This window comes from Runella sp. R0.1_18 (assembly GCF_057652155.1).
Genome location: NZ_JBYFCK010000004.1, coordinates 40,879 through 56,897 on the forward strand (window position 1 = coordinate 40,879; position 16,019 = coordinate 56,897).

The following is a 16,019-nucleotide window of genomic DNA, read 5'->3' on the forward strand; positions in this document are numbered from 1 at the left end:
GCCTACTATCAGTAATAAAATACTTTTTGTAACTTGAAACCCGAAATATTCACCTTAGCACTTCTATGAACAAACTTTCCTATCTTTTGGTAGCAGCTACCTTCGTTAGCTCACTTTCTTTCGCACAAGATGTGAAAGAAAATAAAGGGTTTTACCAGTTCCTGACCGAAGACCCAACTCAAAAGCCTTTTTATTCTGACCGCCAAGGGGTTATTGCCTCCAATGGCATGGTGGCATCAGCGCACCCAGAAGCCTCTAGGGTAGGGGTTGAAATTTTAAAAATGGGAGGAAATGCCGCCGACGCCGCTGTTGCGGTTCAGTTTGCCTTGGCAGTGGTTCATCCTTCTGCTGGAAACATTGGCGGTGGTGGTTTTTTTGTGTATCGTACCAAAAAAGGTAAAAACTATACCCTCGATTTTCGGGAAAAAGCCCCGCTCAAAGGCCATAAAGACATGTACCTCGATGCCGACGGGAATGTTATCCAAGGACTAAGCTTGTCGGGACACTTGGCAAGTGGCGTACCTGGGTCGGTAGATGGAATGGTGGAAGTCCACAAAAAGTTTGGAAAACTTGCGTGGGCTACGTTGCTCCAACCTGCCATTGATTTGGCCGAAAAGGGTGTTGTGCTGACCGTAAAAGAGGCTACGGGACTCAACCGCATCAAAAATGACCTTAAAAAACTAAACACCGACACGACTTATTTTCGTCGTCCTGATGGTAAAGATTGGGTAGAAGGAGATTTGTTGGTACAAAAAGACCTTGGACAAACCCTGCGCCGTATTCAACAAAAAGGGCGTGCAGGATTTTATGAAGGCGAAACGGCGGCTTTACTCGTGGCCGAAATGGAGCGAGGCAAAGGCATTATTTCGGCCGAAGACCTTCTTCAATACCACGCCACTTGGCGTGAACCTTTAGTGGGCAAATTCAAAGATTATAAGTTGATTACGATGCCGCCCGTATCAAGTGGAGGCGTGGCGTTGTTGCAATTGATGAAATTTGTGCAGCCGTATCCACTCAAGCGTTGGGGCTGGCATTCCGATTCCACGATTCAGGTAATGATTGAAGCCGAACGCCGCGTGTATGCCGACCGAGCCAAGTTTTTGGGAGACCCTGATTTTGTGAAAGTTCCCATCAAAGAACTTACCTCGGACGAATACCTGAAAAACCGCTGGAAGGATTTTACGTTCAATAAAGCCACCAACAGCAAAGAAATTGACGGTGGGCTTATTCCAGGTTATGAAAGCCTAGAAACAACGCACTTTTCGATTGTGGACAAGGAAGGAAACGCTGTATCCATCACGACAACCCTCAATGGAGGTTATGGAAGTCGGGTTATAGTGAAGGGCGGTGGCTTTTTGATGAACAACGAAATGGATGACTTTAGCATCAAACCTGGCGTTCCAAATATGTTTGGCTTGATTGGTAACGAAGCCAACGCCATTGCGCCCAGCAAACGAATGCTTTCATCAATGACGCCGACGATTTTGGAGAAAAACAAAAAACTGTACATGGTGGTAGGAACCCCAGGTGGCTCAACGATTATTACGTCGGTGTTTCAGACGATTTTGAATGTCATTGAACACGGTATGACCATGCAGCAGGCCGTCAATGCTTATAAGTTTCACCACCAATGGCTGCCCGATAAAACGACCTTTGAGAATGGCGCATTTACGGAGTCGGTCGTCAAACGTTTGCAAGGAAAAGGATATATACTTGAGATGCAACGAAATACAATTGGTCGGATGGATTGTATTTTAATCCGTCCCGACGGGACATTGGAAGGTGGTTCTGACCCGCGTGGCGATGATACAAGCATCGGATACTAATCATTCTAAACCTTATAGGTTTCAAAAACCTATGAGGTTTATCCACGGAAAAGGACCTAAAGTCATGCTGGCTTTCCACGGCATTGGCCAAGACCACCGTTGTTTTTTACCCTTGGTCGAAGTCTTAGAAGAACAATACACCTTTTACTTATTTGACTTGCCTTTTCACGGCCAAAGCCCTGCACTGACGGACGAAAAACTGTCGATGGAGGCTTGGAAAGCGTACATTGAAGACGTACTGTTGGAAGAAGGTATTGAGCGATTTTCGGTGATGGGCTTCAGCATGGGTGGAAAGTTTGCTTTGGCGACACTTCAATTATTAGCTCCTCAGATTGAATCTTGTTGGTTACTAGCTCCCGACGGCATCACCGAAAGCCCATGGTACCGTTTGGCAACGCGTTTTTGGGTAACACAAAAGCTGTTCTCCTTTTTTGTTCATAACCTTCCTTCCTTCAAAACGTTGGCAGATGCCTTGATAAAAGTGGGCTTAGTAAACAAAAGTGCGGTTAAATTTGCTGAATCCACGCTCGCAACTCCCGCCCAACGTGAGCGGGTGTATCGTTCGTGGATTGGTTTTAGTACAATTCGCCCCAATTGTGCGCTGATTGCTGAATTGGTAAAAAAACACAAGATAGAAGTACGGATTTTCTTGGGAAAATACGATGCCCTTTTGCCACAAAAATACATTTTACCGCTTACCAAACGCCTCCCTTCCATCCCTGTGGTCATATTGTCCACAGGCCACCACCGTCTTGTGGATAAAGTAGCGGAATGGTGGAAAGTCTCGTCTAGTTGACCTCTTTGAGGTTATTTTTTACCTTCCAATGATAATTAATCCCCAATTTAAGATAAGGAGTCTTGTTGATAGGAAGAGTTTCAATTCGGCCTTTGAGAAGGGGACGAGCGTAACAAAAATCAAGGGACAGAGCGAAGCGCCTATCAGCCATTTTTGATGTAAAAAATACCCCACTTGGGGGCTAAGACGGAACGAAATCCCGTTTTTAGAGGCATGAATACTTTCGTGGTAGCCCAATAAGTTTCCTTTTTTTGTTTGGGCAAAGAGATAGCTATTGACTAGAAAAAGGGTACAAATAATCACTGTTTTCATTGGCAAAGAGGTTTGCTCTTTAACGCTCAATGGATTACTAGTAGTATCTTATTGATTTTTAGGCGCCATCACCCGCAGCAATCCAATGACGGAAAGAATGACCAACCCAATAATAATAACTCTACTTTCAAGCCCTTGGTTGGGATTTTGGAGAAGCTGCTTGATTTGTTGGGCTTCCATTCCGACCCACACCGCAAGTGCCGTGCGGGGAATCATGCCTAGAAAACCTCCCCAAATGATGTTCCGAAAGCGTAGCCCCATCAACGCAAACATGAGATTGGTAAGGGCAAAAGGCAAAACTGGGGATAGTTTGGTGAAAAATATAAAGCGAATTTCATCCCCGTGGATGCGTTGGAGAAAACGAGCTACTTTCGGAAACTGCGCCAAATAACGCAACAAACTATCGCGGTTGAGGCGCTGTACGAGGATGTACACCAGCGCGATAGCGGCGAGGTTTAGCAAGATCAATGGTAACAACGCAGTCCAACCTAGAAAATACCCAAAAACAAAGGCCAACAGGGTAGGAGGCGTGAGGGCCAGGGCACAAGCCAACGCGCATACCAACGACGCAATGAACCACTCGGTCGCGCTAAAACTCCGAATGTAACCCTCGTTCTGGACGAGCCACCAACCTACCGCCGAACTGGTAATGAAAGGTAGTACGGTCAAAAAAAATGCCGAGAGACTCGGCATTAGCAATTCTTTTGATGATTTCATCCCTTATGCGTAGGTATTGAGCATCACTGGCATCACGAGCATCAAAATCTCTTCGTCGTCTTCTTTTTCGAGCGGAACAACGATACCTGCGCGGTTGGGCGCCGACAACTCAAACGACAGGGAGTTTGAGTTAACGTTGTTGAGCATCTCAATCAAAAACTTCGCGTTGAATCCAATTTCCATTTCGTCGCCATTGTACTCACAAAGCAAACGCTCGTTGGCTTCGTTTGAGTAATCCAAGTCTTCGGCTGAAATGACCAACTCGTTGGGAGGAGTCAGTTTAAGACGGATTTGGTGCGTTGTGCGGTTTGAATAAATCGAAATACGACGGAGCGAGTTTAAGATTTCGCCACGACTGATGGTCAGTACGTTCGGGTTATTGGTTGGGATGGCGTTTTCGTAATCAGGGAAACGCTCGTCAATCAACCGACAAATCATTTTGATGTTGGCAAAGCTAAAAAATGCGTTTGATTGGCTAAACTCCGCTTTGACAGGAACGTTGTCAGGCAACGATGACTTGAGCAAGTTGAGCGCTTTGCGCGGAATAATCATGGTTGTATCCACGGCCGATTTGACATCAAAGCGGCGGTAGCGAATCAAACGGTGGCCGTCGGTTGCGACAAACGTTGCGTGGTTGGCGCCTAGTTGCAAAAATACCCCCGTCATCGCAGGACGAAGCTCGTCGGTGCTAGTAGCGAAAATGGTATTTACAATGGCACTCATGAGGGATGTGGAAGACAGCTCTACCGAAAATGCGCGGTTGACCGATGGAATCTTAGGGAAATCAATCGGATTTTCGCCTGAGAGTTTATAGCGGCCGTTTTCAGACACGATTTCAATCCCAAACGTATCACTATCTACTTTGATGGCGATGGGCTGTTCTGGAAGACCGCGTAAGGTATCTAAAAGTAATTTAGCAGGTATGGCAATCGCTCCTTTGTCCGATGACTCTACTTGGATTTCGGTAATCATTACGGTCTGTAAATCAGAGGCCGTAACGGTAAGCGAACCACCGTCGAGTTGGAATAAAAAATTCTCAAGAATCGGTACGATAGGGTTGGTTGAAACGACGCCGTTGATTGCGGCAAGTTGCTTTAGCAATACTGACGACGATACGGTAAATTTCATAGCAAAATGTACGTTTAATAAACAACAAATTTACGATAAAGTAGCATACTATCAAAAATTATGCCTAACGCTTTTATCGCGTAGATAGAAGTCAACGAGTACCAATGCAGCCATGGCTTCGACAATCGGTACGGCGCGCGGTAAAACGCACGGGTCGTGGCGGCCTTTGCCCTGAACCGTGATGGATTCGCCGTTTTGGTCCACACTTTCTTGATCTTGCATGATGGTCGCCACGGGCTTGAACGCCACGCGGAAGAAAATGTCTTCTCCATTGGAAATACCGCCCTGGATTCCACCCGAGTGGTTGGTACGGGTACGAACGCGGCCCGTTTCGTCGGTATAAAAGGCATCATTGTGAGCTGAGCCCTGAAGCTCCACTCCTTCAAAGCCGCTACCGTACTCAAATCCTTTCACGGCGTTGATGCTCAACATCGCCTTGCCCAATTCAGCATGAAGTTTGTCAAAAACGGGTTCTCCCCAACCTACGGGCGCGCCTGTTACGACACAACTGACCACACCGCCAATCGAATCTCCTTGTTTGCGAATGTCGTCGATGTAATCAAACATCGTTTGCGCCATTTCGGGGTCGGGGCAGCGAACGGCGTTGGTATCGGTAAGCGACAGGTCGAGTTTGTGGTATTCTTTGCCGAGTTTGAGTTTTCCTACTTGCGACACGTACGCTTGTACGTCCACGCCGAGGTCTTTCAGTACCAATTTGGCCAAAGCACCTGCGGCTACGCGGGCAGCGGTTTCGCGGGCCGAACTGCGCCCACCGCCGCGATAATCGCGAACTCCGTATTTGGTTTGGTAGGTAAAATCGGCGTGAGAAGGACGAAACTGCTGCGCAATGTGCGAGTAGTCCTTGCTACGTTGGTCTTCGTTCCAAATCATCATGGCAATCGGCGTGCCTGTTGTTTTGTCTTCAAAAACGCCCGACAATACTTGCACGGTATCGGCTTCGCGGCGTTGGGTAGTGATGCGCGACTGGCCTGGTTTGCGGCGGTCGAGTTCTTGCTGAATAAAAGCCAAGTCGAAAGGAACACCCGCTGGGCAGCCTTCAACAACTACGCCGATGGCGGCGCCGTGTGATTCGCCAAAAGTGGCTATTTTGAAAAGTTTTCCGTAGGTACTACTCATTATTTCCGAAAGATAAGAAACATACTTATTAACATGAGGACGACCAAAACGTTGGCAACGTTGCGAATGATTTTTTGGTAGTCAAACACAAATTTAGTGGTGTCCCAGTGTTCAATGCCGTTGTAAATCGACTCTACTGTTTCGCCTGCTAGTTGCGTATTTTGAATATTTTTTCCCGTAATGACCAGCTTTAAGGTCGAGTGCAACGTGTCGTATTTTTGCTTTTGAGGATTAAAAAATACCCAAAAAACGCTGTTACTGAGGTCAAACTGGCCGTTTTGTTTGGGGATGATTTGGTAACGAAATGTTTTTCCGCCCGCAATTTGCCCCTTTTTTCGCAAAATATTGTCCTCCACATCGGGCGGATAAATATCAAAGAGGGCTTTGTTGGTGAAGGTCGGCTCTTGAATCGACTTGATATTGCCGTCGCCGATGATTTTAAAATCATAACGGTAGCTTTTGCCCGTCTCTAGTTGAGTCGTGCTGATTTTCTCTTCAAGGCGAAAATTCCCTACCAATACCTGATTGCGAAGGGGGTGAGCAGGCAGGGTTTGGACTTGGATTGACACGGGGCGGGACGAGAAACTCAGAAAGGAGGGCGTTTTTTCTTCCGACGGATTTTTGGCCATTACGCGCATTGTCAGCGTCACGGCGGGAATCCGAATGGCTTGATTATTAAGGGGGAAAAATGACGCTTGGTAAATGCGGTATTCGGTAAAAGCTTTGCCGCCAATCAGGATTGGAATGGAGGGAATCTCTTGGATGCCGAAATTCTCTTCCCAACAGTTTGCAGGTTTGAGGGCTTTAAGAATTTTTTCGAGTTGTTTTTCTACCTCAAAAAAATCCATTTCGGTGGCATTGTTTTCCGAAACAAGCAGCGAAAGCCGCAGGTTGAACCCTTCTTCGACATATACTTTGCGTTTATCTACCCGTACCGACAAGAACGCGCCAGTGGTCGCTTCTTGGGCAAATTCGGAATCTATGGCCTCCATTTGGTCAGCTGATTCTTCCAAACTAGCGGTTTTCCCTACTACCACCGACGTTCCTTCCGAACGTAATACCTGTTTGTTGACCAAAATTTCGACTGGCCCCGTGAAGAATGTCCCCGTTTTGATGGGGTAGTAGTTTTGGGATATGGTGTAGGTGACAACGGTTTTTCCTCCGACTTTGCTCGTGAAGCTCGACCGTGAACTTTCCCGCTTTTGAAAGTTTTTGATGTTATCAGGAAACAAAATAAGCGGGATTGGGTCAATATCGGTGATTTTTACTGAGATGACGAAAGGTTCGTTAATACCTATCTCAGTCCCGCTAAATTCAACGGAAAAGGGGTTTTCGCCATTTTGCGCCCACGATGAAGATATAGTGCAAAAAAAAATTAAAAAAAGTATATATAAATTCCCCTGTTTCATCGTTATCTTTAATGCAAAATTAACATACTGGGCGTATAAAACCCCTAACCTTTGACGTTAATTTTGTGAAAGTACTTATTCCATCATTCTCTTAGCGTTCGTTAAAATCCTGTTATGATTATGGCAACTATGTTAGAGTTCATCAAAACCGTGCTTGTGAAAGTGAGTTTTGACAAGAAACTGTTTGAAAAAGAGTTACGTAAGGCATTAAAGGTGCTTTTGCCCGAAGATGTTAAGCAATTACGTGCTTGGTGCTATGAACGTTTTAGTGACAAGTACACCTTCATCCTTAATCAGTATTTTAGGAGGCGACGTTTGTCGCTTAACTAGCAAAAGAGCCGCTCTCGATCAGAGCGGCTCTTTTGTTTTATAAGGCTAACCCGTCGCGTTTTAACATGGCGTTGGGTTTTGGCTCCCGACCTCTGAAACGCTTGTACAATACCATTGGCTTTTCAGTACCTCCTTTTGAAAGGATATTGTCGCGGAACGATTTAGCGACTTCTTGGTTGAAAACGCCTTTTTCTTTGAAAGCTTCAAAGGCATCCGCATCCAATACCGACGACCACATGTACGAATAGTATCCTGCCGAGTATCCTCCCGCAAAAATGTGCGAGAACGACGTACTCACCGCCGTACCAGGAACAATCGGGTAAAGGTCGGTTTGCTCGGCTACTTTTTTCTCTACTTCAGCTACCGATGCGCCCGTAGGTTCGCCGTTGTGCCACGCCATATCGGTCAAACCAAGATTGATTTGGCGCGCCATTCCTAGGCCCGAAAGGAAGTTAGACGAAGCTTTGATTTTCTCAATCAACTCATTAGGAATCACTTCGCCCGTTTGATAGTGTTTGGCAAAAAGTTTTAATACTTCAGGCTCAGTGCAGAAGTTTTCCATAAACTGGCTTGGAAGCTCCACAAAATCCCACGATACGCTGGTACCGCTTACAGTTTCATATTTCACGTGTGACATCATGCTGTGCAAAGCGTGACCAAACTCATGGAAGAGCGTTTGTACTTCGCGGAAAGTCAACAACGACGGTTGAGAATCAGTTGGACGGGTAAAATTACATACGTTCACGACGTGCGGACGAACATCTTTTGTCCCTTCAAAATGCTGCGAAAGTGTGGTGTTGTTCCAAGCACCTGCGCGTTTTCCTGCGCGTGGGAAGTAGTCGCCGTACCATACTGAAAGTAGTTGGCCTTTTTCGTCAAAAATTTCGTAGGCTTTGACTTCAGGATGCCATACTGGAATGTTTTTGTTTTCCTTGAAAGTAAGCCCGTATAGCTTGTTGGTAAGCGTAAACAAGCCATCGAGTACATTTTCGAGTTTGAAGTAAGGCTTCAACAACTCGTCGTTGATGCTGTATTTTTCTTTTTTGAGTTTTTCGGCATAATAACTCGCATCCCAACGCTGCAACACATCTTCCGAGAAACCGTTTTTCTTGGCGTAGTCGGTCAATTCTTTCAACTCACGCTGGGCGGCAGGTTTGGCGTAGCTGAGGATTTCGGTTTCAAAGGCCAATACTTTTTCGGGCGTTTCGGCCATGCGCTCTTCCAAAATGTAATTTGCCCAGGTTTTGTACCCCAACAACTTCGCTTTTTCATGGCGGAGTTTTACCACTTTTTGGATAATGGCTTGGTTATCGTTTTTGTCACCGTTAAAACCGCGTTTGTTGTAAGCCAACCAAAGTTTTTTACGAAGCTCGCGGTTGTCGGCATATTGCATAAACGGCCCGTAGCTTGGCGCTTGAAGTGTAAATACCCAACCTTCTTTGTTGAGGCGCTTGGCGGTAGCTTTAGCCCCGTCTTTCACAAAAGCAGGCAGACCCGCTAAGTCTTTTTCGTCAGTGATTTGGAGGGTGTATTCGTTGGTTTCGGCTAAGTTATGCTCACTAAACTCAATCGAAAGCTGTGATAGCTCTTTGTTGAGGCCACGTAATTTTTCTTTGTCGGCGGCGTTGAGGTTGGCCCCGTTACGTGAAAACGACTTGTAGCTTTTTTCGAGTAACATGGCTTCCTCAGTACCAAGCTTGAGTTTGTCGCGTTGGTCCCAAACGGCTTTTACGCGTGTAAACAGCTTCTCGTTGAGCGAAATGTCGTTGCCGTATTCGGTCAATAGCGGACTGACTTCACGAATGGACTTTTGAAGGTCGGGCGTAGTTTCGGCGCCATTCAAGTGAAACATGATGGGCGTGATACGGCTGAGCAAATCCCCTGCTCGTTCAAGCGCCACGATGGTATTGTCGAAAGTCGGCTTGGCAGGATTGTTGACGATGGCGTCGATTTCCTTGCGGCCTTCTACCATGGCTTCTTTGATAGCGGGCAAAAAGTGGTCAACTTTGATTTTGTCGTAAGGTGGTGTCTGGTGCAGCGTTGGAAAAGGCTGCAAAAGTGGGTTATCACTCATGGTTGGCGGATTAGTTTGCGCAAAGGCCATACTACTGACGAGCAGGCCCGCGAGTAAACAGTTTGTTTTCATGGAACAAATAAAGTGGTTAGTTGAAAAAGTGCAGCAATTTAGGGCAGATTCTGTACAAATTTATCACCCAAAGTGAGGGATTAGTCCTTGAAAACTAGGCATCTTCTTTCAAGACGTAGCCCATTCCTGACTTGGTATGAATAAGTTTGGTTTCAAAATCACGGTCAATTTTTTTGCGGAGAAAGTTAATATATACCTCAACGACGTTGGTACCGCTGTCGAAATTCATATCCCACACCTTTTCGGCAATGTCGGCTTTTGACACAATACGGCCTTTGTTTCGCACCAAGTATTCGAGCAAGGCCAGTTCTTTGGGGGTGAGGTCAACAGTCTGGCCTGAGCGAGTAACGGCTTTGGTATCGACATTGATTTCGAGGTCGGCAACGCGAAGGGTATTACCACCTGCGGGTTCGGTATCCGAATGCGAGCGTTTGAGAAATACGTTGACCCGCGCCAGTAATTCCCGAAAGTCGAATGGTTTGACAATGTAGTCGTCAGCCCCGACGTTGAAGCCCTCTATTTTGTCGTCGGCTTCACCCAGCGCCGTCAGCATCAGTACAGGGACGTTGGGGTTACGTTGACGGATGTGTTTACAAACCTCGTAGCCGTTCATCGACGGGAGGTTGATGTCGAGTATAATTAAATCAAAATGATTGGCCGACGCGATTTTGCTACCAATCAGCCCGTCGTAGGCTACCTCAGTATCAAAACCCTTTTCGCGCAGACCTTTGCTGATGTTCTGGGCAATGCGGGAGTCGTCTTCGACGATGAGTATTTTCTTTAAATCTGTATTCATTCAGTTAATTGAAGTAGGCTAGGCAAAATGTAAATGGGCAATGTAATCAACTCTTAACGCAAAAGACGTAGCGGAAATTCAAAATGGGGAAGTACCTCTTCGCCTGACAGGGTTTGGTCAAAAGTAGTTACTTTACTAATGGTACCATCGGCCCGATAAATAAAAACGGTTTCGGAGCTGGGTTGAATCAACCAACCTAGTCGAACGCCATTTTCGACGTATTCGAGCATTTTTTCTTGGGCTTTTTTGAGATGATCACTGGCCGACATAAGTTCAACAACGAAATCGGGGGCAATTGGAGGAAAACGTTCTTGTTCCTCATCACTCAATTGATTCCAACGTTCATCGCTTACCCAAGCGGCATCAGGCGACCGAGTGGCGAAGTTGGGGAGTTTAAAGGCCGTTGACGAATCGAATACTTTTCCAGCGTGGGATTCAGACCACATGTCTAGGCGAGAAACAATCTTTGTGTTTCTAATCCCTGTTTTTCCCCCAGTGTTTGGCATAATCAAGATGGTTCCGTCTGGATTGCGTTCAAAGCGAAGGTGGTCGTTGCGGCGGCAAAACCGATAAAACGTTACATCGTCCATGTCGCCTTCTAATTCCAAGGTAAAAGCCTCAGTTTGTCCAGTCGCAAAGTCATTTACAAGTACCGCTGTCATCAGGAAGTAATTTTTATACGGTAAATATAACGAGTTTTGGGAGAATTTAGTTGTTTTGGGCTAATTACACCTTCACAATCATCCATCACTCTTATCCTTTTTTTGCACCCATGAATTTACACGTGATTGACGCAGGACATTTTAAACTCGACGGCGGGGCTATGTTTGGCGTAGTGCCTAAAACCATTTGGAATCGGTTGGTTCCTGCCGACGAAAATAACCTTTGTAGTTGGGACATGCGTTGCTTATTGGTCGAAGATGGCAACCGACTCATGCTCATTGATACAGGAATGGGCGACAAACAAGACCCCAAATGGCAAGCCTTTTATTATCGCCACGGGGAAGGAGAACTGGTGAAATCTATCGAAAAAGCGGGTTTTGGCGCACACGAAGTGACGGATGTGATTTTCTCGCATTTACACTTCGACCACTGCGGTGGGGGTGTGAAATGGAATCGCGACCGAACAGGTTATGAACTTACTTTTCCCAAGGCCAAGTATTGGACGCATTCGGACCATTGGCAAACGGCGACTCAGCCAAACGCCCGCGAGAAAGCGACGTTTTTTAAGGAAAATATTTTGCCGATTCAGGAAGCAGGGCAGTTGTTTTTTTCGGATAAAATAGAAAACCCATTTGGACTGAATGTAACTCCCGTGTACGTGAATGGGCATACCGAAAAGATGACGATGTTGAAAATTGCTTACAAAGGCCAAACGGTGGTGTTTATGGCCGATACCATTCCGTCGCACGCGCACATTCCGCTACCGTACGTGATGGGCTACGACGTGCGCCCACTCGAAACAATGAAGGAGAAGGAAACACTGTTGAAAGAAGCTTTGGACAACAATTATGTTTTGTTTTTTGACCACGATCCTGTTCATGATTGCTGCACGGTTGAAATGACCGAAAAGGGCATTCGGGTGCAGCATAAAGGAGGGCTTTCGGAATTTTTGTAAAATGAGTGATGGGAAATGGATACCTCCTTGGTCGGTATGACAGAAGGCGAGATGTGCTGAGGGGTATTGTGCTGAGGGTTACTCAGAAGATGTGTTGAGGGTTACTCAGAAGTTGTGTTGAGGGTTGCTCAGAAGTTGTGTTGAGGGTTACTCAGAAGTTGTGTTGAGGGTTGCTCACAACCCGATGAGTAGCGATGTGTTGAGGGTTGCTCACAACCCGATGAATCGCGAACAGATAAATAGCCAATAAGTCAAAAAACAAAAAAGCGTCGGAGGCTAGGCCATCCGACGCTTTTAGTCAAAACTTTGGTAAGTGAAAATGGGTTATTGTTGGTTAAATTCGCCCAAGGCTCTTAGCTCAACTTCTTCACTAACAACTGCCGATGGCATACCGCCCACGCCAAAATCGGTGCGCTTGATAGTGCCTACAGCTTTAAAACCTACTTTGGGTTTTTGAGTACGGCCATCTTTGCCCATACCTGTCAAGGTAAGGTCGAGCGATACAGGCTTGGTAACACCTTTGATGGTAAGATTTCCGTTCAATTTGAATTTCTTGTCGGCTACTTTTGAGATAGATGTGCTTTTGAAAGTCAACGTTGGGTGGTTAGCAACATCAAACATATCCGCTCTCTTTAAGTGCGCATCGCGGCCTTCGTTGTCGGTATTGGCAGTGGCTAAATCGGCTGTCAATTCAAAAGAGGCATCGCTAAAATCTTCCTTAGATGAAGTGATAGTGGCGTCAAACGTTTTGAAGTTTCCGTCCACTTCCGACATTAAAAGGTGGGTAACAGTAAACCCTAACTTTGCGTGAGCTTTGTCAACTTTCCAAGTGTTTTGGGCAAAAGTGGCAAACGATACCAACAATGCTGAGGCTACTAAAGTGATTCTTTTCATTGTGATTGAAATTGATTTGTGAGTCGAATCGAATTTTTGGTTCGAGACAAAACAAGAAGAAAGAATTGACATCAAAGGGTAGATTTCGACGTTTATCCGAAAATTATCGGCTGTTCGGTTAGCGAGGCGGCAAGTCGGAGATGTAGAAAATTTGGGATAAATCGTCGATTGAGAAAGAAAGAAAGTAGAAAACTTAGCACACCGAACAAGGTAACTAAAAATAGCCGCTTATTTTTTGGACTTTTAACCGTAATTTTACTTTTCAATTCACACGCAATCTGTGTTCCTCCTTTTAATTAGATGATAAGTGTTACGCACTTTACCCTGCTCTGATGCAACCGTTCATTAAACGCTACCGAATCTTACTGCTACACCTTTCATTTTGGTGCGTTTACTTTTCGTTTTTCTTTTACCAAATTCGTTTCCCGATTCGGGGGCAAGAAGTGACCTTTTGGGATGCTTTCAAGAATACCTCGTTTGAGGTGTTGTTTATGATGTTGGTGGTGTATCTCAATTACTTCTTTTTCTTATCCCGTTATCTCAAGCACAAAAGCCTGCTTCGGTACATCTTGGAGTTTTCAGTGCCGTTTGCGGTGCTGGTGCGGGCTTTTATTTTGTTAAAACGCCATTTAATCGACGGTAACACCCACAAAATCTGCTATTTCTACGAGGATAAGTTTACGGTAAACGTGGTATTGACGACGCTCTTTATCGTGATTTTTGTCGGAATGCTCAAATTTGCGGAAGGTTGGCTTGAACTCGAAGCTAAAAAGAAAGAGATTGAAAATGAGAAGCTTACGTCGGAGCTTCGGTTTTTGAAGGCACAGATAAATCCGCATTTTTTGTTTAATACCCTCAACAACCTCTATTATTTAGCCTTTACCAATTCTCCCAATACGACGGAAGTAATCGCGAAATTGTCGCAAATGATGCGGTACATGATTTATGATTCTAACCACCCCAAAGTGCCGTTGGTCAAGGAGATTGAGTACATGGAAAACTACATTAGTCTCGAAAAACTACGCCTCAACGAGCCGATTCCAATTCTTTTTGAGGTCAAAGGCAACATCGATGGCGTGTTGATTGCGCCGTTGATTTTGATTAGTTTTTTGGAAAATGCCTTCAAACACGGTGTGAGTAATAATTTTTCGGGGTCGTGGATCAAAGCCGATTTGGTGATAGAAGGTATGGCGTGTGTCTATACGGTGGCCAATAGCAAATTACCTATCAATGCGACTCACTCCGACGAATCGTCGGGAATAGGGTTACAAAATGTGAAGAGGCGTTTGGAATTAAGTTATCCCGATAACTTTGAATTGGAGGTCGAAGACACGACCGAAGAGTACTGTGTACGCCTAAAACTGAACTTAGTATGACCCTTACCTGCGTGGTGGTAGAAGATGAGCCTTTGGCGCGAAACCTCCTAGAACAATACATCCTGAAATTGCCTCATTTGAAGCTTGTAAAGTCATTTTCAAATCCGTTGGCGGCGTTTGATTTTTTGCGGACAAATACGGTTGATGTCTTGTTCTCAGACATTCAAATGCCTGAAATTACGGGGATTTCGTTACTGAAAATTTTGCCTAAAAAACCACTCGTCATTCTGACAACGGCTTATTCGGAATACGCGCTTGAAGGCTATGAGCTGGATGTGGTCGATTATCTTTTGAAACCAATTACGCTAGAGCGTTTTTTGAAGGCGGTCGAAAAAGTAACGCAGCGGCTAGGTGCTTCGGTTTCACAAATGCCTGCGACGCTGCCCGAAACTGCGACAATGGCTGTTGAAACCCCTATTTTACCCTCAATTTTTGTCAAAGACGGGACAAAGCTGGTGAAGATTCGCCTGTGCGATGTGCTGTACATCGAGGGGCTCAAAGATTACGTCGCGATTTATACCAAAGAAAAGAAAATCGTGACGCTCCAAACCCTCAAGTCGCTCGAAGTACAGCTCAGTGCGCATCAGTTTATTCGGGTGCATCACTCGTACATTGTCTCTTTTGACGCCATCGAGGCGATTGACAAAGAGAAAATACAGATTGGTAAAAATTGGATTCCAATCAGTGATACGTATCGCAAAAGCTTCAAAGAATTTCTGGACAAACACCAATCTTAGCGCGACATTCGCATCGGTACGCCACGCTCGTGGAGGTACTGTTTTAGGGCAGGAATTTCGATTTCTTTAAAGTGAAAAATGCTCGCTGCGAGTCCTGCATCGGCATAGCCTTCCGTAAAAACATCGTAAAAGTGCGCCATCGACCCCGCTCCCCCCGACGCAATAACGGGGATGTTGGCGTTTTTGGAAATAGCCGCCGTCAGCTCTAAAGAAAAGCCATTTTTGGTACCATCGGCATCCATCGACGTAAGCAAGATTTCGCCCGCACCGCGCTCTTCCACTTCTTTGGCCCAGTCGAGGGTGTGGAGTTCAGTAGGTTTGCGTCCGCCGTGGGTGTGGACAAGCCCTCTAACCCCCGATGGGGGGACTGTCCCCCCATCGGGGGTTAGAGGGCTTCTAGTATCAATCGCCACCACAATACACTGACTCCCAAACTCTAAGGCAAGTTCGTTGATTAAGTCAGGGTTGCGGACGGCTGCTGAGTTGATAGATACTTTGTCGGCGCCTGCATTGAGTAAGGCCGATACGTCGGCCTTGGACGAAATCCCGCCACCTACTGTAAAAGGAATATTGATGGTATGAGCCACGCGACGCACCAATTCAAGAAGGGTGCCGCGGCCTTCAACCGTGGCCGTAATGTCAAGAAATACCAATTCGTCAGCGCCTTGTTCGGCGTAAACGGCGGCCAATTCAACGGCGTCACCTGCGTCGCGAAGATTAACAAAATTGACTCCCTTTACGGTACGTCCATCTTTGACGTCGAGGCAGGGAATGATGCGTTTGGTAAGCATATTTGC

At 45.9% G+C, this 16,019-nt stretch carries 16 protein-coding genes; 6 read left to right on the forward strand and 10 right to left on the reverse strand.

The features are described from left to right. The first annotated feature begins 65 nt into the window (after positions 1-65). Positions 66-1,826 carry a gamma-glutamyltransferase gene (gene ggt / locus AC23P2_RS08135; RefSeq protein ID WP_487772727.1) on the forward strand — a complete coding sequence of 587 codons (1,761 nt, stop codon included), beginning with the start codon at positions 66-68 and terminating at the stop codon, positions 1,824-1,826. 31 nt (positions 1,827-1,857) lie between these two features. Next, the gene (locus tag AC23P2_RS08140; RefSeq protein WP_487772728.1) at positions 1,858-2,622 is read left to right on the forward strand and encodes an alpha/beta fold hydrolase; all 765 of its coding nucleotides are present in this window, start codon (positions 1,858-1,860) and stop codon (positions 2,620-2,622) included. Positions 2,623-2,640: 18 nt separating this feature from the next. On the opposite strand, the gene AC23P2_RS08145 is transcribed toward AC23P2_RS08140, so the two are convergent. Genes AC23P2_RS08145 through AC23P2_RS08165 form a run of 5 tightly spaced genes read right to left on the reverse strand, consistent with a single transcriptional unit; the run spans position 2,641 to position 7,148 of the window. Continuing rightward, positions 2,641-2,934, reverse strand: a complete 294-nt coding sequence (locus AC23P2_RS08145) for a hypothetical protein (protein WP_487772729.1) — start codon at positions 2,932-2,934, stop codon at positions 2,641-2,643. A gap of 48 nt (positions 2,935-2,982) precedes the next feature. Beyond that, positions 2,983-3,651, reverse strand: a complete 669-nt coding sequence (locus AC23P2_RS08150) for a TVP38/TMEM64 family protein (RefSeq protein ID WP_487772730.1) — start codon at positions 3,649-3,651, stop codon at positions 2,983-2,985. Positions 3,652-3,654: 3 nt separating this feature from the next. After that, a complete protein-coding gene (dnaN, locus tag AC23P2_RS08155; RefSeq protein WP_028524927.1) occupies positions 3,655-4,779 on the reverse strand; it encodes a DNA polymerase III subunit beta in 1,125 nt (374 codons plus the stop codon). Positions 4,780-4,830: 51 nt separating this feature from the next. Further along, positions 4,831-5,916 carry a chorismate synthase gene (gene aroC, locus AC23P2_RS08160; protein WP_487772731.1) on the reverse strand — a complete coding sequence of 362 codons (1,086 nt, stop codon included), beginning with the start codon at positions 5,914-5,916 and terminating at the stop codon, positions 4,831-4,833. Then, a complete protein-coding gene (locus AC23P2_RS08165) occupies positions 5,916-7,148 on the reverse strand; it encodes a BatD family protein (RefSeq protein ID WP_487772732.1) in 1,233 nt (410 codons plus the stop codon). Before AC23P2_RS08165 ends, aroC begins: the two co-directional genes overlap by 1 nt. A gap of 297 nt (positions 7,149-7,445) precedes the next feature. Here AC23P2_RS08165 and AC23P2_RS08170 point away from each other — a divergent pair, with 297 nt between their 5' ends. Next, on the forward strand, positions 7,446-7,655 hold the full coding sequence (locus tag AC23P2_RS08170; RefSeq protein ID WP_028524930.1) for a hypothetical protein: 210 nt from the start codon (positions 7,446-7,448) through the stop codon (positions 7,653-7,655). 37 nt (positions 7,656-7,692) lie between these two features. Here the strand turns inward: AC23P2_RS08170 and AC23P2_RS08175 are convergent, their stop codons facing one another. From AC23P2_RS08175 to AC23P2_RS08185, 3 genes are all read right to left on the reverse strand, one after another. Beyond that, a complete protein-coding gene (locus AC23P2_RS08175; protein ID WP_487772733.1) occupies positions 7,693-9,801 on the reverse strand; it encodes a M3 family metallopeptidase in 2,109 nt (702 codons plus the stop codon). Positions 9,802-9,895: 94 nt separating this feature from the next. Beyond that, a complete protein-coding gene (locus AC23P2_RS08180) occupies positions 9,896-10,597 on the reverse strand; it encodes a response regulator transcription factor (RefSeq protein WP_028524932.1) in 702 nt (233 codons plus the stop codon). A gap of 53 nt (positions 10,598-10,650) precedes the next feature. Next, on the reverse strand, positions 10,651-11,259 hold the full coding sequence (locus tag AC23P2_RS08185; protein ID WP_487772734.1) for a Uma2 family endonuclease: 609 nt from the start codon (positions 11,257-11,259) through the stop codon (positions 10,651-10,653). A 110-nt stretch (positions 11,260-11,369) separates the two neighbouring features. Here AC23P2_RS08185 and AC23P2_RS08190 point away from each other — a divergent pair, with 110 nt between their 5' ends. Continuing rightward, a complete protein-coding gene (locus tag AC23P2_RS08190; RefSeq protein ID WP_487772735.1) occupies positions 11,370-12,215 on the forward strand; it encodes an MBL fold metallo-hydrolase in 846 nt (281 codons plus the stop codon). Between the two features lie 324 nt (positions 12,216-12,539). On the opposite strand, the gene AC23P2_RS08195 is transcribed toward AC23P2_RS08190, so the two are convergent. Beyond that, entirely contained in the window at positions 12,540-13,109 is a 570-nt protein-coding gene (locus tag AC23P2_RS08195) for a YceI family protein (protein ID WP_487772736.1), read from the reverse strand. A gap of 332 nt (positions 13,110-13,441) precedes the next feature. Here AC23P2_RS08195 and AC23P2_RS08200 point away from each other — a divergent pair, with 332 nt between their 5' ends. Together AC23P2_RS08200 and AC23P2_RS08205 are read left to right on the forward strand one after the other, a co-directional pair. After that, on the forward strand, positions 13,442-14,485 hold the full coding sequence (locus AC23P2_RS08200) for a sensor histidine kinase (RefSeq protein WP_472487210.1): 1,044 nt from the start codon (positions 13,442-13,444) through the stop codon (positions 14,483-14,485). Next, positions 14,482-15,222: a LytR/AlgR family response regulator transcription factor gene (locus tag AC23P2_RS08205; RefSeq protein ID WP_487772737.1), complete on the forward strand. Its 741-nt coding sequence runs from the start codon at positions 14,482-14,484 to the stop codon at positions 15,220-15,222. Before AC23P2_RS08200 ends, AC23P2_RS08205 begins: the two co-directional genes overlap by 4 nt. Here the strand turns inward: AC23P2_RS08205 and hisF are convergent. Next, positions 15,219-16,013: an imidazole glycerol phosphate synthase subunit HisF gene (gene hisF / locus AC23P2_RS08210; RefSeq protein WP_487772738.1), complete on the reverse strand. Its 795-nt coding sequence runs from the start codon at positions 16,011-16,013 to the stop codon at positions 15,219-15,221. The genes AC23P2_RS08205 and hisF overlap by 4 nt on opposite strands. Positions 16,014-16,019 lie beyond the last annotated feature (6 nt).